The 17,218-nt window shown below is 56.2% G+C and carries 22 protein-coding genes and 1 tRNA gene; 5 read left to right on the top strand and 18 right to left on the bottom strand.

Annotation, left to right across the window (positions count from 1 at the left end):
* Positions 1-246: 246 nt before the first annotated feature.
* Positions 247-972, top strand: a complete 726-nt coding sequence (locus HU722_RS22225; protein ID WP_065873934.1) for an amidotransferase — start codon at positions 247-249, stop codon at positions 970-972.
* On the opposite strand, the gene HU722_RS22220 is transcribed toward HU722_RS22225, so the two are convergent.
* The 3 genes from HU722_RS22220 to HU722_RS22210 all read right to left on the bottom strand — a co-directional run bounded on the left by HU722_RS22220 (position 969) and on the right by HU722_RS22210 (position 3,697).
* Positions 969-1,940 carry a magnesium and cobalt transport protein CorA gene (locus HU722_RS22220; protein WP_065873933.1) on the bottom strand — a complete coding sequence of 324 codons (972 nt, stop codon included), beginning with the start codon at positions 1,938-1,940 and terminating at the stop codon, positions 969-971. The two genes, HU722_RS22225 and HU722_RS22220, sit on opposite strands and share 4 nt — an antisense overlap.
* A 128-nt stretch (positions 1,941-2,068) precedes the next feature.
* Positions 2,069-2,791: a 1-acylglycerol-3-phosphate O-acyltransferase gene (locus HU722_RS22215; RefSeq protein WP_065873932.1), complete on the bottom strand. Its 723-nt coding sequence runs from the start codon at positions 2,789-2,791 to the stop codon at positions 2,069-2,071.
* A 213-nt stretch (positions 2,792-3,004) separates the two neighbouring features.
* Positions 3,005-3,697: a crotonase/enoyl-CoA hydratase family protein gene (locus HU722_RS22210; RefSeq protein ID WP_065873931.1), complete on the bottom strand. Its 693-nt coding sequence runs from the start codon at positions 3,695-3,697 to the stop codon at positions 3,005-3,007.
* A 336-nt stretch (positions 3,698-4,033) separates the two neighbouring features.
* Here HU722_RS22210 and HU722_RS22205 point away from each other — a divergent pair.
* A tRNA-Ser gene (locus HU722_RS22205) sits at positions 4,034-4,123 on the top strand.
* A gap of 133 nt (positions 4,124-4,256) precedes the next feature.
* On the opposite strand, the gene HU722_RS22200 is transcribed toward HU722_RS22205, so the two are convergent.
* From HU722_RS22200 to HU722_RS22140, 13 genes are all read right to left on the bottom strand, one after another.
* Positions 4,257-5,450 carry an Arm DNA-binding domain-containing protein gene (locus HU722_RS22200; protein ID WP_186754434.1) on the bottom strand — a complete coding sequence of 398 codons (1,194 nt, stop codon included), beginning with the start codon at positions 5,448-5,450 and terminating at the stop codon, positions 4,257-4,259.
* A 95-nt stretch (positions 5,451-5,545) separates the two neighbouring features.
* Positions 5,546-5,755: a hypothetical protein gene (locus HU722_RS22195; protein ID WP_186754436.1), complete on the bottom strand. Its 210-nt coding sequence runs from the start codon at positions 5,753-5,755 to the stop codon at positions 5,546-5,548.
* A 10-nt stretch (positions 5,756-5,765) separates the two neighbouring features.
* A complete protein-coding gene (locus HU722_RS22190) occupies positions 5,766-6,017 on the bottom strand; it encodes a hypothetical protein (RefSeq protein WP_186754438.1) in 252 nt (83 codons plus the stop codon).
* Positions 6,014-6,478 carry a DUF2528 family protein gene (locus tag HU722_RS22185; protein ID WP_186754440.1) on the bottom strand — a complete coding sequence of 155 codons (465 nt, stop codon included), beginning with the start codon at positions 6,476-6,478 and terminating at the stop codon, positions 6,014-6,016. The genes HU722_RS22190 and HU722_RS22185 overlap by 4 nt, the downstream gene beginning before the upstream one ends.
* Before the next feature lie 58 nt (positions 6,479-6,536).
* Positions 6,537-6,743, bottom strand: coding sequence for a hypothetical protein (locus HU722_RS22180; RefSeq protein WP_105227888.1), 207 nt, complete (start codon positions 6,741-6,743; stop codon positions 6,537-6,539).
* Positions 6,740-7,087: a DUF7673 family protein gene (locus tag HU722_RS22175; protein ID WP_105227886.1), complete on the bottom strand. Its 348-nt coding sequence runs from the start codon at positions 7,085-7,087 to the stop codon at positions 6,740-6,742. The genes HU722_RS22180 and HU722_RS22175 overlap by 4 nt, the downstream gene beginning before the upstream one ends.
* A gap of 25 nt (positions 7,088-7,112) precedes the next feature.
* Complete coding sequence (locus tag HU722_RS22170) at positions 7,113-7,931, bottom strand: hypothetical protein (RefSeq protein WP_186754442.1); 819 nt, start codon at positions 7,929-7,931, stop codon at positions 7,113-7,115.
* Between the two features lie 25 nt (positions 7,932-7,956).
* A complete protein-coding gene (locus HU722_RS22165; protein WP_186754504.1) occupies positions 7,957-10,674 on the bottom strand; it encodes a toprim domain-containing protein in 2,718 nt (905 codons plus the stop codon).
* 12 nt (positions 10,675-10,686) lie between these two features.
* The gene (locus HU722_RS22160; RefSeq protein ID WP_064453706.1) at positions 10,687-10,920 is read right to left on the bottom strand and encodes a hypothetical protein; all 234 of its coding nucleotides are present in this window, start codon (positions 10,918-10,920) and stop codon (positions 10,687-10,689) included.
* A gap of 72 nt (positions 10,921-10,992) precedes the next feature.
* Positions 10,993-11,364 (bottom strand): hypothetical protein, encoded by a 372-nt coding sequence (locus tag HU722_RS22155; RefSeq protein ID WP_186754444.1) that lies wholly within the window; start codon positions 11,362-11,364, stop codon positions 10,993-10,995.
* Complete coding sequence (locus HU722_RS22150) at positions 11,364-11,651, bottom strand: Ogr/Delta-like zinc finger protein (RefSeq protein WP_186754446.1); 288 nt, start codon at positions 11,649-11,651, stop codon at positions 11,364-11,366. Before HU722_RS22150 ends, HU722_RS22155 begins: the two co-directional genes overlap by 1 nt.
* Positions 11,651-12,121 (bottom strand): YmfL family putative regulatory protein, encoded by a 471-nt coding sequence (locus HU722_RS22145; protein ID WP_186754448.1) that lies wholly within the window; start codon positions 12,119-12,121, stop codon positions 11,651-11,653. The genes HU722_RS22150 and HU722_RS22145 overlap by 1 nt, the downstream gene beginning before the upstream one ends.
* A gap of 29 nt (positions 12,122-12,150) precedes the next feature.
* Complete coding sequence (locus tag HU722_RS22140; protein WP_186754450.1) at positions 12,151-12,351, bottom strand: DNA-binding protein; 201 nt, start codon at positions 12,349-12,351, stop codon at positions 12,151-12,153.
* Positions 12,352-12,372: 21 nt separating this feature from the next.
* Between HU722_RS22140 and HU722_RS22135 the strand changes: the two genes are divergently transcribed.
* The 3 genes from HU722_RS22135 (at position 12,373) to HU722_RS22125 (ending at position 15,457) form a co-directional block, all read left to right on the top strand.
* A complete protein-coding gene (locus HU722_RS22135) occupies positions 12,373-12,786 on the top strand; it encodes an XRE family transcriptional regulator (protein WP_437182530.1) in 414 nt (137 codons plus the stop codon).
* 177 nt (positions 12,787-12,963) lie between these two features.
* Positions 12,964-13,677 carry a zinc ribbon domain-containing protein gene (locus HU722_RS22130; protein WP_225930653.1) on the top strand — a complete coding sequence of 238 codons (714 nt, stop codon included), beginning with the start codon at positions 12,964-12,966 and terminating at the stop codon, positions 13,675-13,677.
* Positions 13,678-14,056: 379 nt separating this feature from the next.
* Positions 14,057-15,457 (top strand): KAP family P-loop NTPase fold protein, encoded by a 1,401-nt coding sequence (locus tag HU722_RS22125; protein WP_186754454.1) that lies wholly within the window; start codon positions 14,057-14,059, stop codon positions 15,455-15,457.
* Between the two features lie 50 nt (positions 15,458-15,507).
* On the opposite strand, the gene HU722_RS22120 is transcribed toward HU722_RS22125, so the two are convergent.
* Both HU722_RS22120 and HU722_RS22115 read right to left on the bottom strand, forming a co-directional pair.
* The gene (locus HU722_RS22120) at positions 15,508-16,776 is read right to left on the bottom strand and encodes a phage late control D family protein (RefSeq protein WP_186754456.1); all 1,269 of its coding nucleotides are present in this window, start codon (positions 16,774-16,776) and stop codon (positions 15,508-15,510) included.
* A complete protein-coding gene (locus tag HU722_RS22115; RefSeq protein ID WP_186754458.1) occupies positions 16,773-17,213 on the bottom strand; it encodes a phage tail protein in 441 nt (146 codons plus the stop codon). Before HU722_RS22115 ends, HU722_RS22120 begins: the two co-directional genes overlap by 4 nt.
* Between the last annotated feature and the right edge of the window lie 5 nt (positions 17,214-17,218).

Raw genomic sequence — 17,218 nt, 5'->3', positions numbered from 1 at the left:
AATAACCTGTAGTGAGCGGGCTTGTCCCGCGCTGGGCTGCGAAGCAGCCCCAGTAAGGCCGTCGCGTTTTTTCAGGTGAAACGTGGTGTCAGGTTTTAGGGCCGCTTCGCAGCCCGGCGCGGCACAAGCCCGCTCACTACAATATTGTGTAGGTACTACGGGTTAAGGGGGGGCTTGCCTTAAGGGGGTATTTCAAGGCAGGCTCTGGGGTGTGCATTATTCCCATCACCGTGTCAGGTATTTTTTATGTCGCTACGCGTCTGTATCCTGGAAACCGATATCCTGCGTCCAGGCTTGATCGATCAATACCAAGGGTATGGGCAGATGTTCAAGCGCCTGTTCTCCAAGCAACCCATCCCCGCTGAGTTTGTCGTGTACAACGTGGTGAACGGCGAATACCCATCGGACGATGAAGTGTTCGACGCGTACCTGGTAACCGGCAGCAAGGCCGACTCCTTCGGCACTGACCCTTGGATCCAGACCCTCAAGACCTACCTGCTCGAACGTTACGAGCGCGGCGACAAGCTGCTCGGTATCTGCTTCGGTCACCAGTTGCTGGCGCTGCTGCTCGGCGGCAAGGCTGAGCGCGCCGGCCAGGGTTGGGGCATCGGCATTCACGATTACAAGCTCGACGCCAAGGCGCCGTGGATGAGCCCGGAAGTGGAAGAGCTGACGCTATTGATCAGCCACCAGGACCAAGTGACCACGCTGCCGGAAAATGCCACGGTCATCGCGTCCAGCGCGTTTTGCCCGTTCGCCGCGTACCACATCGGCGATCAAGTGCTGTGCTTCCAAGGCCACCCGGAATTTATCCACGACTATTCCCGCGAATTGCTGGAGATTCTTCAGACAACGCTGGGTGAAAAGGTCTACACAAACGGCGTCGCCAGCCTTGAACGCGACCACCACGGCGCCACTGTGGCGGAATGGATGATGCGCTTTGTGGCACACAAGCCCGAGGCCCGGGTTTAAAGCCATCCCGAACGTTTGAAGCTGGCCCACAGGCCGGTGCAACCGGTCGCAATAAACCCGAGCACCGCAAAATAGCCGTAGTGCCATTGCAGCTCGGGCATGTTCTGGAAGTTCATCCCATAAATCCCCGCCACCGCAGTGGGGAACGCCAGGATTGCCGCCCATGCGGCGAACTTGCGCTGCACCACGCTCTGGCGCGAGGCCTCCAGTAATACACCGATCTCGATGGTCTGGCTGGCGATATCGCGCAGGGTGGTGAGGTCTTCCATCTGCCGTGTCACGTGGATCTGCACGTCACGGAAATACGGGCGCATGTTCTTGTCGATAAACGGAAAACTCAGCTTCTGCAGCTCCTGGCTGATCTCCACCATCGGCGCCACGTAACGCTTGAGCCGCAGCACGTCGCGACGTAGGCCATGGATCTTCTGGATGTCGCGTTCACTCAGCGAACTGCACAGCACGTTACGCTCCAGCTCATCGATCTCGGCATGGATCGCTTCACTCACCGGCTGGTAGTTCTCGGTGACAAAATCCAGCAGCGCATAGAGTACGAAATCTTCCCCATGCTCCAGCAACAGCGGTCGCGCCTCACAGCGTTGGCGCACAAAGCCGTAGGACGCCGAGTGACCGTTGCGTGCGGTGATGATGTAGCCATTACCGGCAAAGATATGGGTTTCGATAAACTCCAGCTTGCCGTTCTCGCGCACCGGTGAATAGGTGACGATAAACAGTGCATCGCCGAAGGTTTCAAGCTTGGGGCGGCTGTGTTTTTCCAGAGCGTCTTCGATGGCCAGCTCATGCAGGTTGAACTGGCGTTGCAAGTTGGTCAGTTCCTGGGCGTTGGGTTCTTCCAGGCCGATCCATACAAAGTGACCAGGTTTGGCGGCCCAGGCCGCGCCTTCGTCGAGGGTGATATCAGAGACTTTCTTACCGGCGCTGTAGACGGCGGCCGCAACAACTCTACCCATGGTGCTGATCACTTCTTATTGGGGGGACAGATGTTGGGCAGCTTAGCTTGAATGGCGTTCCGTTGTAGCTGCCGTTGTAGTGAGCGAGCTTGCTCGCGCCGGGGTGCGAAGCGCCCCCCAATCGTTATTCAGGCCGCCCGCAACTCACGATCCATCCGCGCAATGCATTCATCCATCTGCGCATAACAGGCCTGCATCAACGCCGGGATGTCATCCACCGTCATGCCTGTAGTAGGAATTGGCGGCAACGAACGTATGAGCACATCACCACTGTTCCAGCGATTAAGCCGCATGTGAGTGACGTAATTGCTGACACACACCTGCACGATCGGCACACCCGCCGCGATCGCCATATGGAACGCACCCTTCTTGAACGGCAGCAAACCGTTACCCAGGTTGCGCGTACCTTCCGGGAATACCCAAATCGACGTGTCTTTATGTTGCAGTGTCTGGGTCGTGGTGAGCATCGCACGGCGCGCCTTGTGCGCATTGCCCCGGTCGATCAACACATTGCCCGCCAGCCAGAACAACTGGCCGAACAGCGGCACCCATTTCAGGCTTTTTTTGGCGATACACACCGTGCGGTACGGCACCACATTGCCCACGACAAACAGGTCATAGTTGGACTGGTGGTTTGCGATCACCACGCAGGTGCCGGGCTTGTTGCGCAACGAGTCCACATCGGCTTTTACGTTCAAACGCAGAATCCACATGGCCGGCAGCGCGTAAAGGCGGGCACACAGGCGGCTGTTGTCCGGATTGAATGGCCGGCAGATACCTACCAGCACACCCAGCACACCGGCGAGCATAAAGTGCAGGCTCATCAACAACATACGCAACAGATAAAGCATCGACACGGCCTATCGAGACAAAAGGTGGCGCAGTGTACGGATGTGCACTGGATTCGGCAATTACCCCGGTAGAGGTAGGAGATGGCCGATGTTTTAGTGCATGTTTCAACATCTGCCGACACTGGCGGGCCAGAGCGGCTGAAGATCATTCGGTTTGAAGTGTAAGAAAAAGCCCGACTCAAGGTCGGGCTCTGGCGTATCAGATGTAAGGGTTTAGCTCAGGATATGCCCTTGGTCCTGGATGATTGCCTCGTCCAAGGCCTCCAGCAGTTCCTTACGCACCTTCAACTTGGTGTGCTTGTGGGCGTTCATATTAAGCTTCTTCAACTGACGCGCTGCTTCCAGCGCCGCTGCCTGCAACTCCTCCGGCGCGACCACCTTATCGAGGAAGCCCGCTTGCAGTGCACCCTGTGGGTCGAACATCTCGGCATTGATTACCGAGCGGTGAAACGCCGACTTGCGTAGCCGATCCCGCGCCAGCTCGATACCCGCGTGGTGCATGGTCATGCCAATCGCCACCTCATTCAGACCGATGCTGAACGGGCCTTCTACCCCAATCCGATAATCCGCCGACAACAGCAAAAACGCGCCCTTGGCCACCGCATGCCCAGGGCACGCCACAATCACCGGAAACGGGTGCGACAACAAACGACGCGCCAACGTCGAACCCGACGTCACCAGGCCGATTGCCTCTTTAGGGCCGGCAGTCATCACCTTCAAATCATAACCACCCGACAAAATCCCCGGCGTGCCGGTGATCACCACCACCGCCCGGTCCTTCTCCGCCTGGTCCAGCGCTTCATTAAAGGCACTGACCACTGCAGGAGAAATGGCATTCACCTTGCCGTTGCTCAAGGTCAGGGTCGCGATACCGTCTTCGAGGTGGTAGGCAATCAACTCACTCATGACGCGGTTCCTTGTAGGATTTGTTATAGAAGGCATGTTAATAGACGTGCATGCGCAGACGTTACCCACCACACCCGCCCCGGTAAAGCACTGTGACTGACTGGCCAGTCAGACTTTTCCCGCATACACGCGGCTGGAATGCCTGGGGCAGGGCACAATGGCTGTCCCAGACGCACACCGCCGATGCCTGAGAATGGCACAATCACCACCCCTCGCCGGATGCGTCCAGCCATAACCGGCTAACCGCATGAAAATTCTGAAAAAAACCTTTGCCATCAGAAAGGCTTTCGACTACATTAGCGCGCCTCGACAGACTGAACTGGTTTGACGAGATACGGTGAAGTGTCCGAGTGGCTTAAGGAGCACGCCTGGAAAGTGTGTATACAAGAAATTGTATCGAGAGTTCGAATCTCTCCTTCACCGCCAAATTTGAAACGACTAAACCCCTGAAAACGTTAAAGTTTTCAGGGGTTTTGTGTTTTAAGAGAGTCAAAAAAGGCCCATATGGGAACATCCATGGGAATACGGGCTGCTGGACTGCTCGCGTTCGAACCCCGGTTTACAAGGCTTCATCACCACCTGGTGGCTGAATGCCCAGGGCGTGCTGCAGCATGCCGATGACGTCCGGGCCGTCCTCGTTGATCCACATGCCGTAGTGCTGTCGGATCATGTTCGCGCTGGTGTGGCCCATCTGCTCCGCGATCCAGTCAACCGAAGCCACGCCAGTGGTGAGCAACTGGCTGGCGTAGGTGTGTCGGCACTGGCCAGGACCGCGATAGCGAACCCCTGCCGCTTTCAGGTGTGCTTTGAAGAACCTGTCCCTCACCACAAAGTCGCTGACGTGTGGCAAGCCGCTCTTGGTGTTCAGGAATACAAAGTGCAGCTTGTGCTTGCGGACGGTTTTATTGTCCCGCTCGACGACATTGACTGTGTCCACAGTCTTGACCTGGTTGATGGCGTCCAGTTTGCGCAATGCATCCCACGCTGGCTCCAGCAGACGAACCTTGCGTGTAGATCGCCGGGTTTTGGTCACTCGATAGGCCCCGCGAACCTTGGATCGGCGAAAAGTCACCGTCCCCTGTTTCAGATCGACGTCCTCCCAGGCGAGCGCAATCGTCTCAGACACCCGTGGGCCCGCCCAAATCATGAACTGCACCATCAGCAGCTCCTGGGTGCGGCTGGTGTGCGTGTTGAGGATCTGCTTGATTTCCGCCCTGGTGAACGGGTCGGGCGCCTCTGGATCTGGCAGACGCACAAACAAACCCTCGGTGGGGTCGTGTGCGACCTTCTTCCGGGTGCGGTACAGCCGAAACACCTGGCGCACATTGCTGATGATGTCGCGGATGGTCTTATTCTTCAGCCGCTTCGACAGCGGCCCCTGAATCCACTCTTGCAGGTCCAGGTGGTCAATCTGATCGATCTGAACGTCGCCCCAGCGCGGCCGCACATGGACCTCAGCCTTGTTCTTGTACCCACGGAAAGAGGTCGCGGCCACGCTGTTGCTCTTGATGGTCAGCCACAGGTCCAGGTAGTGCCCAAAGCTGTTCTCGGCCAGTTTGGTCGACTCGGGAAAATGCCGGCGGTAATCGAAGGTACCGGCCTGGATCTCGTACTCGATCACCGTGACCAGGCGCTTTGCATGCTCGCGGTTGGCCGGTGTGTTGCCGCCGGGCACCAGTTCCCGGCACAGCTCGCCATTGAAACGAAAATAAACCCGTACCGAATTGCCACGGGCCTCTACGCCATCTGCCATATGCGTCCCCACGCGATGTATTGAAAGATTCTTCCAGGTGAAAGAAAAAAGGCCCGTCTCCGGGCCTTTTGTGTGTTGCGGTGAAGTGTTGCCGATCACTGCTGGCGAAGTAACCAGAACAGGCTGGCACTTTTTCTAGGTGCCGGTGTGACTCCGGCTTGGGCCTCCTCAGCCCGACGCTTGGCGTTGGCCGCCTGGCGCGCCTTGCTGCAATTCTGATGGTTGCCGTGGGCTCGGGATCTACCGCACTGGTCGCAGACGCCGGTTAGATCGAGGTTCCAGGGAAAGGCTTTGTCGTTGTTCATTGAGCCCCCTTCACATGCGAAGCGATTGATGAATAAGCGTCGGTTGGGCCACATGATCAGCGGGCTGCGCGGTGTTGGATTGGATTTCGCAAACAAACCGATGCCGCTTCCTGTTGGGGGCGGTCAGCGCCTCGGTCAGGTCTGGCACGACGCCGATGCATTCTTCATAGGCGTAAGGGCCATTCCAGGTATCAGCCTTCACCACCTGGCAATTCGTTCGGGTCGCATCTGCGCACAGGTAAAGCAGAAGGAATACGGTCATGCGCCAGCCTCCACCAACTCGACATCGTCGTAACCAGGTGTATCGACATCAGCTGCGATGACGCGAATGCCGCAAAAGCCGTAAGGCCCAGGTTCATTGCCACCCCAGCCTTCTTCGGTGTGAAGGTCTTCGGTCCAAAAAGGCCCAGGGTTGTCACCTGTCATAAGGTTTTTGGTGGTGATGCTGAAACTTGCGCCGCCTTCGCTCAGCATCCGGTAGATCATCGTTTGACCAAACAAGCGGATAACGGTCCGGACGACATCTCCATTTTCAGCAGAGAGCCGGTCATCGGCGTTCGACCAAAAACCGTTGATTAGTGAGGCAGTTTCCTCGGTCAGTACGTCGTGATTTACCTCAAGAGTGACCTGGTATTCCTTCCAGGTTTCCTTGACCAGGTATCGCTTGATGTTCGGTGGGGTGCTAGCCTCTACGGCGCTGCTGCTTGGGTTCTGTGCTTGCATGGTGCTGCTCCTTTGTAGTGGTAGGTGTCGGGGAGTTGGCGCTCCTCGACACCATCTTTCAGGCCGGTTTGGCCTGGTCTTGCTCAATGATCGTTATGACTTCGTCCCGGTCTTTCGCATAAGCGAAGGGCAATTCGCCCCCTGGGCGAGTGATCGGGTAGCGAGACTCTGGCAACCGGCACAGCGCGACGGTGTAGCCGTTGTCGGTAACCCAGCAGTTCTGCTGGACTTGCCCGTCCCTATTGCGTTTCGGCGCCCATTTCATGCCCAGGTACCTATCAGTTCTTCCCAGATCGCATCGCCGTCAGGCAGGTACGTGTGCACCTCTTGCTCTGGCGAGTAGTCCAGTTGCAGTACCGCCAGGCAGTCGTCGAACAATGCGGTGTCGAGGCCGCGCAGACTGGTCAGGACGAAGGGGTAGTCGCGGCCGTTGTAGAGCCCGAGCAGGAAGCGACCGATGACTGCGCTCTGGCCTGTATCCCGCTGGGCGACAGGAACCAAGCGAGCGAGTGCCTCGATACCTGCTTTTCGGATGGCGGGGCGATTGGCTTCAAACTCTTGCAACTGCTGAAACCAGTTAGGCTGCGGCTTTTCGGCAGGCATGTTCATGCGCATTTTCCTTTCGAAGACCGGATCAGTAAGGAATGGTGTCGTGGAAAGCGATGTCGTGAATCAACTTCCTGGTCTCAAGCTGAAGGTCCTGCGGAACAGCTAGAAGATTGCAGAGCAGGTCAACCAGACAGATCATCTGTGCACAGTTGAGGGCTGTCCGCCCGTTGAGGTCCGCCCCGTATTTACGAGTGAGCTGGGCTTGATATGCGGGTAAAAAAGCCTTGAGACTGCTGCAAATCCATTCTCCAGACTGCGCAATCTCGATACCGAACGCACTTGCCTCAGCTGCGTCGACGTTGCCAATGGCTTCCGGCCGGATCCTTGGCGTGTGGGCGTCGTGAGCTGAGAGATCGACCGTAACCATTCTGCTGGTGACCGCATCACTGCACTCCAGCCGTTGGTTGGCGGTTATCACCAAAGCCCCGCGGAATGTCACTTCCTCACTAAGGCCATCCCCCGAGCGAATGCTCACGCTGCCGGAGCTGAAAAGCGGCTTCAATTCATCCCAGTCAATGGATTGGCCTAACTCGCCTTGTTCCTCGCAAATCACAATCCGTTGCCCTGCGCTGGCAAACGTGCGCGCTCGCCCGGCTGGAGTGGAATGCCCCAAAGAGTTGGAATAAGGCGTTTGCCCGTTCAGCTTTTGGAGGTAGCCCAGCATCAGACTCTTGCCGCTGCCGGCGGCGCCGACGATCTGCAGGAATGGGAAGCTGGCCTGGTCTTCGCGAATTCGGCCGGCATGCACTGCTCCCATCCACCAGGCCATAGCCAGTACCCCGCGCGCGCCGAAGTAGGCGACAAAGTCGTTGAAGCGAATGGCCGATTTGAGTTCGTTTTTCATGGTGCTGCTCCTGTTGTTGCGGTGGTTACACGCCCTGGAATACCCAGCAGCGAATGGTTTTAGGCTTGTCGAAGGCGTCAACCTGGCGCGACGAGTTGACCGGCTTGTTCGATTCCAGAAATTTGGGTGACTTGCTGGTCTTCAGCAGGCGTTTCAGGTCGCTCAGCGGCGGTACCTGTTGCCGTTTGTTGGCGGCCATTTCCACAAACTCGTTGAGGTTCACGGCGATCAGTCCATCGCGGCGCGCATGGTTCAGCGCTGCTTTCTCGTCCATGCCGTTGAGGAATTCGTACAGGTCCCAAAACTCGCGCACGGTCGGGTGGTCGGCATTGATTGCCTGCTGCCGCTCCAGGGCCATGCGGCTGATTTCGGCGTGGGCGAGGGCCTTGCGTCGATCGCCGAGCGGTACGACGCCGGCCAATGCGTCCACCAGGCTGCGCAGCTGGGCGTGGTTCTTGGCGATACGCACGGTGCGCACGCCAGGCAGGGCTAGCAGCTCCTGTTCGTAGCCGGAGGTGTTTTCCTCCAGCAGCCGCATGGTTTCGGCCTCGCGTTGCAGCGCCTTGACCAGGAAGCCGCTGATGCTGTCCATCGGCATGCGTTCCAGCTGCTCGGCGTACTGCTTGGTCTCCGGCGTGTGGTGTTCACGTGTCAGGTGGACGTGGCAGATACGCTGCAGGATTGGCTCTGATGCGTTCACTGGGTTGTTCTGCGCAATCAGCAGGGCCGCGCGGAACGGCGGTTCGTGGGTGTCGTTCCCATTGTTTTTCACGCCGGTGGAGCGAACGCTGCGGCCGTTATAGGCGGTTTTCAGTTCGTCCCAGTCGAAGTGTTTAACCGGCTGGCCTTCCTTTTGTTCACGCTCGGATTCGATCAGCACTACCGGCAAGTTGCTGACCTGCGAGAAGTTACGCGCACGGCTCGCGGCGGTTGCTTTGGACGGGTCGAAGCCTTCGTAATCAGTGCGCCCGACCGACTTCCACAGCAGCTCCACCAGCGTGGTCTTGCCCGATCCGGCTTCACCCACCAGCTCAAGGAACATCAGCGACTTGTGTATCTGGCGGATCTGCTCGGCGTGCAACGCGCCCAGCCACCAGGCCAGCACCACCAGCCCCTGTACGCCAAAGCAGCGCCAGTAGATGTCGAACCAACCTTCGTTATAGGCGTTGAGGTCGGTGTTGATGTGCAGCACCGGCGACTGGCTCTGTGACTTGATGCTCAGCTTGCCCAGGTCGAAAAAGTCTTCCTTGTTGCGCACCTGAACCTTGCCGCCGTGAAAGGCCAGGTCGTTGAAGACATAGGCGCCGTGGTCGCGGCTGTAACCTATCCATTCGATTGTGTTTACTGTTTTCAGGCAATCCAGTTGAGGCGCCAAAATCCGTTTCAGTTGCTGAGCGCTGCCCTCAAACATCGCGCCGTTGGAGACGTTGAGCAGGCGGTTGGCGAACTCAGGTGCTGACGTGAGCTGCTTGGCCGTGAACGTGCTTTTGATGGCAGGCCCTTGCGGGCGCTCGATGCGGAAGTAGTACCAGGCCTCGTCGGTCAGGTCGTTGCGCATGTAATACAGCGCTTGGAAATTGCAGTTGGCGATGCTGGTCACCGAGCCAGATTGGCGCAGTGCCTTGTAGCGTCGCTGTTCTTCCGTGAGCAACTGGTCTTCGTGGCGTTCCGAGCTTTCCAGATCGGTCATCGCCCGGTCGTATTTCTCAAGGTCCAGCCGAAACCAGTACAAGCGTTTGCGGAACGTGAAATGAAATTCTTTGCGTTCGTTGCGCACGTAGATTAAGAACGCCTTTTCTTCAGCCGAATCAGCCAGCAGCAAATCGCCCTGGTGGCGCGCTTCGCCAAGGTCTTGCTCAATGCGCTCTGCGCGTTTGTCGTCGCCCTCGATCGACTTCCACCGCAGGTGCAGATCGTTCCAGTCGACCTTTTTTCCGGTGGGCTGCGGGATAACGGCTGCTTTAGAGGTGAAGCCCAGCTCGCTCGCTTCCTTCGCCCAGCGGCGCATGTTGGCCTTGGCGATTGGCTCGTTATCCAGTGCCCACACTAGGCGCGGCAGACGTTTGCCAGCGTCCTGACGTAACTTGACCAGGGCCTTGAGTGAGTCGATGGGGCAGGGAGCGCTGGACATCATCGACACGGCCGGCACTTCGTTGTGCAGCAGAGCAATGGAGTCGAAGATTCCCTCGACAATGAATAGTTCGTCGACTTCCAGCAGGTCCACACTCGGTGGGCACCACCAGACGCCCTTGTAACCAGTCAAGCCTTCGCCGGTGGGGCGGAAGCGGGCTTTCATCTTGCCGAATCGATCGGGCCGATCTATCAGGCGCTCCCAGTAGCCACCTTTCTCCAAGGCGAAACGCACCGTGGCGCTACCGATGTTTAGCCGTCCATCCCAGTAGTTATCCTGAGTGAACAAGCCGGCGATCAGCTCAAATTTGAAACCCCGCGCAAACTCAAGGTAGGCGCGTGCTGTGGCCTGTGGGTTGTCCGCTGTCGACGGCGCGGTCTTGCTCCAGTCGTTGAACAGATCGTCGTAGACGTCTTTCACGTAGACGCGGTGGTCGCATTTTTCCGGCCGACCGCAGATCAACGTCCAGGGCGAGTCGTAGAATGTGTAAAGGGTTTTCTGGCGGCACGCTGGGCACACACCCTTGCGCATGTAATTGGTGTTGGCCATGTGCTTGAGCTGGTAGTCCCGCTCAATGCGTTGGATGACGTCGGCTCGCAGCCTTTGTTCCATTTCCATCGTGGCTTACTTCGCTTCGTCGAGACTGTGTTTAAGGGCGCCAATCAGGCTTTTTCGTGCGGCCAACCCAGGGAAGGCCACCAGCAACGAGCCGTGCCGCAACCCTTCGGGAATCATGCGAAAACGGTCGTCATACCAATGCTCGTTGAACAGCAGCGCGTACTGCGCACGCAGCTCAACGAGCAGTGCCTCGGCCTGGTCGCGGGGCAGTTTTGCGGTGATGGCGATGTCGATTTCCATGGTCCACCTCGGATTGCGGGCAAAGCTCACCCAAACCCATTGGGAATGGGGCAGGGCGTGTTTAGTCGGGGTTTAAGGTGTTACGAGACGCAGTCGGCGGTTTTCCGGTGCGTTGATGATTCGCTGGTAGATGAGGCTCACCGGCACAGCCCAGGTCATTCCGCTGCCTGGGTCGGTAATAACTGCCACGGCACCAGAGCTGGCATCTACGTCCAACTGATGGCGGTCGTTGTTGGATTTGAGTTCACCGTAGGCACGACTGATCAGTTTTTCAGCCATGTGCAATGGCACTTCCAAACTGCCCACTAGGTGCTGTACGGCGCGGCAGAACAACAACTGGTCGTTGCCAAGGTATTCGCCCTGGTGACGTTGCAAAAAGGAAAGGCCAGCGGTTTGCATGGTTGCCTGGTATTCCTGGTAATCGGTGTGGGTAGCTGTATTCATCACGCTCGCTCCATTGCCATTTGGTCCAGCAGATCGGGTTGATCGTTGGGGGTTCGCATTGCCTGGCGACGAATGACCACGTCCGCAACGGGCAGCTTTACAGCTGGGTTGGGCATGCCGCTGGGGCTCAGTTCGTGGGTCATCTGAAATTCAGCACGCACAGCCCAGCCGCACGCTTCGTTGGTGCATTGCATGTAGGTGATGCGCAGGAAAATATGTTGGCCTTCGCTGGTACGGATGCGCATGCGGCCGTGGCAGTGAGGGCACACGAGTTTGTAGGTACTCACTAGACAGCTCCCTGGCTGTAGAGCTGGATAGTTGCGAACACTTCGGCATAGCGAGCTGACATGTAGGTGAGCAGGGCGGCGATGATCGCGTCGGCTTCACGTCTTTCGATGACCCCATCGTCCAGGGCGGCAGACATGATCTGGTCGACCTTGCCCCGCTTGGCCGAGGCTTTGAGCGAGCGGCTGTACAACTCCACGTTATCCAGATTCTCCGGGAGGCTCAGCGGTACGAACATGCCGCCGTACATTGAAGCGATGTAATCAGCCAAGAACGTTGTGCCGGCGACTTGTTCCAGACGGTGGATGTGTTCGTCGGTCAGCGGGCGGCTGCCGGCGTTCTCGTAAGCCTGGTTGTCGAACTTCTTGAGCGGCATGCCGAGGTCAGCCGAGGCGTACGACCGACCGCCTGGATAGGCGCCTATGACGGCCATTACGACGCTTTTTCTGCTGTCTAGAACTGGGCGTTTCATCTTCTGGTTTCCCCTTGGAGCCAGAGGCCCTAGTTTGTGATCTGGCCGTCTTTGATTCCGAGCAACACAGCCGCTCGGTGCGCTTCACCACGACGGCCTTTCTTACGGCCGTTTAGCAGGTCGCTGACCAGATTTTTGTTCAAGCCATGTTGGCGGCTAAATTCGGCAATGCTTTTACCCTCGCGATCAAGAACCGCGCGGGCTTGCTCGAGGGTCTGTAGGGCATGCATAGTGTTCGTCCGTGTTTAATCGTGTTCGACGAAAAGGATTCTTGGTCAGATTTCTGCTCAAGTCAAATTATTTTGATCAAAAAATTGCTCATTTCTTTAGGGGTAGGTGAACGCCTGCGGGAAGAACGCGAGCGGCTGGGCAAAAACCAGACCGACTTTGGCGTCTCCGCTGGGGTTAGCCGTGGAACTCAAAAGGCTTATGAACTTGAGTCCAGCTCTCCCGATGTGCGCTATCTCTCTGGGCTCCAAGAGCTTGGAGTTGACGTGCATTACGTGCTGACCGGCTCGCGCGGCGACACGGACCTCAACAACCTGAGCGACGTCGAGTCGGCAGTTTTGGGGAACATGCGGCGAATGTCAGAGGATGATCGTAATGTGCTTCTGCGGACGGCAGCTGCATTTGCCAGCGCGGCAAGTCAGCCAGGGAACAAGTAGCCCCATTAGCGAACGACAGCCATAGACGCGGATTTGATACGCCGACCATGAGGGTCGGTTTTTTTCGTCGGATGAAAAGGGGATGTTCGAATGGCGTTGAAGCCTTGTAAATCGTGTAGACACACGGTGGATGCGACGGCAAAGGTCTGTCCCAACTGTGGCGTAAAGAACCCTGGAGTGACTGTCGGACAGCAGATATTCGGGCTGCTAATCCTGCTGGTCATTATCGCCGGCGCTGTCACGATGTGTTCAGGTGGTGATAAGGACAAAGCTGCTGATAAGGCACCGCTTGCGGAGAAGCCTGCTCAAAGCTCCGTTTTGCCGTCCACTTACACCATCACAAAAGACGAATTTCGCGAGGGGCGGCCTCGTAAGGTTGAGGTCATGTTGCCCCGGCGACTCAATGACACTGAGCTTGCTGAAGTGGCAAAAGCCATCCGCGTCGAGACGAAATTCAAAGCCGATAAAACCTTCATAGGCTTCCGAGTGGAGGGGCAGACCGAAAAAACGTACTGGGCCAATGCTAGTTTCGATCCCGATTACCGGGCATCACTTATCGGCGTTAGCGCTCAAGACTTCCAAACCTTGCGAGCAATGGATTTGAAGGCTTATCCCAACAGGATCGGTAGCTGGTTGCGGGATGGTGCTCTGGGGCACGTGATGGTCTTGTACAAGCAGAAAGATAAGTATGCGATCGACTCTGTCTTTGCCAGTGGTGGGAAAAATACGCAGCACTATGTAGGAAAGAAACTGCCGGATGGTGGGCTGCGGCTTGACGATCCCGAAAGCGACTTCAACGAGCATTACGTTGTCGATGCCAGTGGTAACTTGCAAGGCTGGGGCGAGAGCGGGGTGTACATGACGCTGCCCCCGTTCAAGCCTGTGCAGTGACGTAACAAAACACATAATTTTTTTGATTGATGTCCGATGACACAGCAAAACGTGAAGGAAATTAGCTGTTCCCCGGGAGTCTTTAACGGCGCCATGTAGGCGCCGAGTCCCCGTTGCGTGTGAAAGGAGTATTCGCATGATGGAGAACAGCGGTGTGTCGGAATGCCAAGCGTCAGTCGTAAATGTGAACTGCCTTACCGATCAGGAAGTGATGTTGCTGGCAATGTTCAGGTCCATGACTGCGCAGCGACAGATGGATGTGCTTCGGATATTTGAGGTCTTCGCAAAAAATTCTGAATAGTAATCGGAGCCCCAGGAGTGGTCCAGGGGCTATAAAATGAATTTAGATGATTGGCTGAATCGGAAAAGGGGATAGGGAATGAGCGTAGAGGTAGAAGTAGATGTATGGGCTGATGATTTCATGGATCGAAAGCCTAGTAGTGAATTTCTTACAACATATATTTTGGCTAATGATATAAAAGTTCTTAATGTTAATTCGCCCTGGGGTGCTGGTAAATCATTTTTCTTGGAGCGCTGGCGGGCAGAGTTAAGTAAAAAACATGTTTGCGTTTTTTTTAACGCGTGGGAGACGGATTACTCTGCTGAACCGCTGCTGGCACTGATTACTTGCATAGAGCAGCAAACTAAAGATGAACTTGATGTTACTGCGTCTGTAGCTGGCAGGCGTGCTGTAAATTTGGGCGCTTCGATACTTAGGAAAGCAGCTCCTTTAATTGCGAAAGGTCTGGTTAGGAAGTATGTGGGGGTTGAGCTTGAGGATTTGATCGGAGAGGGAAGTTCTGATGATGCATCGGATGCAGCAGGAAGTCTTGTCGCTTCATTAATTGAGGATCAGGCAAAGACTACTAAGCAAGTCGAGGACTTTAAAGCTGCTGTAGTGGAAAGGCTTAGTGCTGCTGCGGAAAATAATGACTTGAACAAACCGGCTTTTATTTTTATCGATGAACTTGATCGCTGTCGCCCTACTTATGCAATAGAGCTTTTGGAACGAATCAAGCACTTTTTCGAATTGGAAGGGTGCAGATTTATAATTGCGTCCGATTCAAAACAGCTTGCCCATTCGATACGAGCCGTATACGGTCAGGGATTTTCTTCAGAACGATATCTGAATCGTTTCTTTGATGCTGAGTTTAATTTGGATAACAGCGATATTTTCTCGATGGTTCATCGTTGCCTTCCAGAAATTGCAAGTGTAGGTTTAGATATCAACATCTCGGGACGAGTGGGGCGTTATAACTTTAGTAATGCCGATGCCGTAGATACGAAGAAACACACTGTAGTAACCATGATGGAAGGGTTTACAGATAATCAACTAATACTTGTCGGGCTGTGTCGCTATTTTAGCGTTGAATTACGAGAGCTTACAAATTACGTAAAGCAAATTAAAAGTGCAGCGGACACAATTGGCGGAAAAATTCAGTTTTTTTGGCTTGCATATTTGGTTTTTTTCAAGGCTTCAAAGGCTGAAGAGTATTATGGTTTAAAATCTCCGGATAAGTGGAGAGAGTCGGTTGAATCCTTTGATACTTCACAAGGTAAACTGGTTACGTTTTCGTTTGTCACGGAATTGACGTCGATTAAGGATATGGCTCTATTTTACTTGACAATTCTTAACGCGGATCGAGATGAAATTAGGGGTATGTCATCTAATCTTCAGGCTTGGAGGTCAAATGTTTATTATTCACTTATAAATGATGATGGGATTAACTTGTTGCGTAAGTATAGTGATGTCGTGGAATTGGCCCATCGCTTGAAGTAAAGAGTTTGTTACCAACCCGGATGATACGGGTTGGTACTTTACTGTCGATACTACCTCTTATAACTTTGCATTCGACTCCACTCCCGATCCACCGCCCGCTTAGCCGTCTTCTCACTGGCATACAACCACCGCAACCGCCTCGGCTTCGCCTGATTCCCCGCCGTGATCGTTTTTTCCTTCCCAGTTTTCTGGTCGCGGTAGTACGCGATAATCCCCGTGTAATCGCCCCTGTTCTCTTCCGCCAGGTCTTCAACATTGTCCTCTGGCAACTTGCTCTCCAGCTCCAGGCTCACCGTATATCCGCCGCTGTCAGTGAGGCTGTGTTGCACATTCCCGCCGTACCAAATGATCTCGTCAATTTCCGCCTTCACGCCCTGGAGCGTGTACGTCAGCTCGGGGATCAGATCCGGCCGCCCCATGGCCAGGGTGTAACTGAGCGTGGCGCTGCCGCGTTGCAGGCGCCGGAACTCAGCGCGGGCAGCACGCAAGGCTGACTGCTGATCGCTGTACGTGTGGCGCAGATCCTTGAGGTTGTCACCGCCGCCGGCAATGGCCTCCTGTTTCTTGGCGCTGTTGACGTCGTAGTAATAGGCGCGCACGCCGTCGTAGCTGTCTCGGTCGGCCTGCAGGTAACGGTGCTGGTCACCGTCTGCGCGGGTGAGCGTGATGTGCGGCAGATCCATGCCACTGGCGGTCTTGCCACCACCCGCCGGCAAGCACAGCAGGCAACCGGCTTTCACGCTGGCCACCGCGTCGAATTCTTCACCCAGTCGGCTGATCAGGTTGGCGTCGGATTCGTTGGCCTGGTCCAGTTGTAGGATGGGCAGGCCGTCCAGCGCGCCGGCGATGGTGGAGGTTAGGCCGTTGCCGATGGCGATATCACCCAGGACGTCGCCGAGGGTGGTGTTGCTCCAGCTGCGTTCGCGTTTGGTTTTGAGGCCCTTGCGCAGGTCTGCCGATCGAGCGCGGATGCTGAGCACGTCGGGCGCACCGCTATGTTCGGTTTCGTCGACGGTATAGGTGCCTTTGTCCACCAGGCCTGTGTCGCTCCAGCCCAACCACAACCGGATCACTGCACCCTTCGGCGGAATCGTCAGCAAGCCGTCATGGTCGCTGAGGGTGATGCTGAGTTGGTCGGCCTCGACGCCGCGGTTGTCGGTCAGCTCCAGGCTCATCAGCCTTGGACTGATGATTTGTGCGATGTCCAGGCCGTCGACGGCGAGCCGGAAGGCCGGCACCGGATAGGCAGCGTCACGGACGTAGCGCTCTGCAGTGTTGCGCAGATAGCCTGTGACCTTGGCAATTATAGGCTCGATCACAGTAGGCCCCGCAGGATGTTGACGCCGATGCTGGTACCGGCGCCGAGCAGGTCGATACGGTCATTGTCGGTACGCTTAAGGCTCAGGGTGAACTCAATGCGTCGTGCCGTGCCGTCGGGGAAAAATATGGTCCTGGTTTCGCTGAGGCTTTCGATCACCCACAGGCCGTAGATCCGCCCGGTGCCCTCGACCATGGGCCACGCCTTGCCAGTGTTTGCCATCAGGCGTAGCGAGTCGAGGCTGAGGGCTGTGCCGGCCAGTTCGGGGAAAAGGATGCCGGGGAGTGTGATGGCGTCTTCGCCACGGCCAACGAATTGCCGCGCGGGGGCTGCACCGATGCGGTTGTTGCTGGCGTGGCGCCAATCGGTTTGGCGTTGCAGTTCCTGATAAGCGGCGGTGTGGAGGCTGAACACGAACATGCCGAGGGCCATCATCATGGTGG

The sequence above is a fragment of the Pseudomonas tritici genome (assembly GCF_014268275.3).
GTDB classification, from domain to species: Bacteria; Pseudomonadota; Gammaproteobacteria; order Pseudomonadales; family Pseudomonadaceae; genus Aquipseudomonas; species Aquipseudomonas tritici.
This window is presented reverse-complemented; position numbering and strand designations above follow the sequence as displayed.

Excerpts from the sequence above, each read along its gene's own strand:
- HU722_RS22225 (WP_065873934.1), top strand. The coding sequence starts at position 247 with ATGTCGCTACGCGTCTGTATCCTGGAAACCGATATCCTGCGTCCAGGC.
- HU722_RS22220 (WP_065873933.1), bottom strand. The coding sequence starts at position 1,940 with ATGGGTAGAGTTGTTGCGGCCGCCGTCTACAGCGCCGGTAAGAAAGTC.
- HU722_RS22215 (WP_065873932.1), bottom strand. The coding sequence starts at position 2,791 with ATGCTTTATCTGTTGCGTATGTTGTTGATGAGCCTGCACTTTATGCTC.
- HU722_RS22210 (WP_065873931.1), bottom strand. The coding sequence starts at position 3,697 with ATGAGTGAGTTGATTGCCTACCACCTCGAAGACGGTATCGCGACCCTG.
- HU722_RS22200 (WP_186754434.1), bottom strand. The coding sequence starts at position 5,450 with ATGGCAGATGGCGTAGAGGCCCGTGGCAATTCGGTACGGGTTTATTTT.
- HU722_RS22195 (WP_186754436.1), bottom strand. The coding sequence starts at position 5,755 with ATGAACAACGACAAAGCCTTTCCCTGGAACCTCGATCTAACCGGCGTC.
- HU722_RS22190 (WP_186754438.1), bottom strand. The coding sequence starts at position 6,017 with ATGACCGTATTCCTTCTGCTTTACCTGTGCGCAGATGCGACCCGAACG.
- HU722_RS22185 (WP_186754440.1), bottom strand. The coding sequence starts at position 6,478 with ATGCAAGCACAGAACCCAAGCAGCAGCGCCGTAGAGGCTAGCACCCCA.
- HU722_RS22180 (WP_105227888.1), bottom strand. The coding sequence starts at position 6,743 with ATGAAATGGGCGCCGAAACGCAATAGGGACGGGCAAGTCCAGCAGAAC.
- HU722_RS22175 (WP_105227886.1), bottom strand. The coding sequence starts at position 7,087 with ATGAACATGCCTGCCGAAAAGCCGCAGCCTAACTGGTTTCAGCAGTTG.
- HU722_RS22170 (WP_186754442.1), bottom strand. The coding sequence starts at position 7,931 with ATGAAAAACGAACTCAAATCGGCCATTCGCTTCAACGACTTTGTCGCC.
- HU722_RS22165 (WP_186754504.1), bottom strand. The coding sequence starts at position 10,674 with ATGGAACAAAGGCTGCGAGCCGACGTCATCCAACGCATTGAGCGGGAC.
- HU722_RS22160 (WP_064453706.1), bottom strand. The coding sequence starts at position 10,920 with ATGGAAATCGACATCGCCATCACCGCAAAACTGCCCCGCGACCAGGCC.
- HU722_RS22155 (WP_186754444.1), bottom strand. The coding sequence starts at position 11,364 with ATGAATACAGCTACCCACACCGATTACCAGGAATACCAGGCAACCATG.
- HU722_RS22145 (WP_186754448.1), bottom strand. The coding sequence starts at position 12,121 with ATGAAACGCCCAGTTCTAGACAGCAGAAAAAGCGTCGTAATGGCCGTC.
- HU722_RS22140 (WP_186754450.1), bottom strand. The coding sequence starts at position 12,351 with ATGCATGCCCTACAGACCCTCGAGCAAGCCCGCGCGGTTCTTGATCGC.
- HU722_RS22125 (WP_186754454.1), top strand. The coding sequence starts at position 14,057 with ATGAGCGTAGAGGTAGAAGTAGATGTATGGGCTGATGATTTCATGGAT.
- HU722_RS22115 (WP_186754458.1), bottom strand. The coding sequence starts at position 17,213 with ATGATGATGGCCCTCGGCATGTTCGTGTTCAGCCTCCACACCGCCGCT.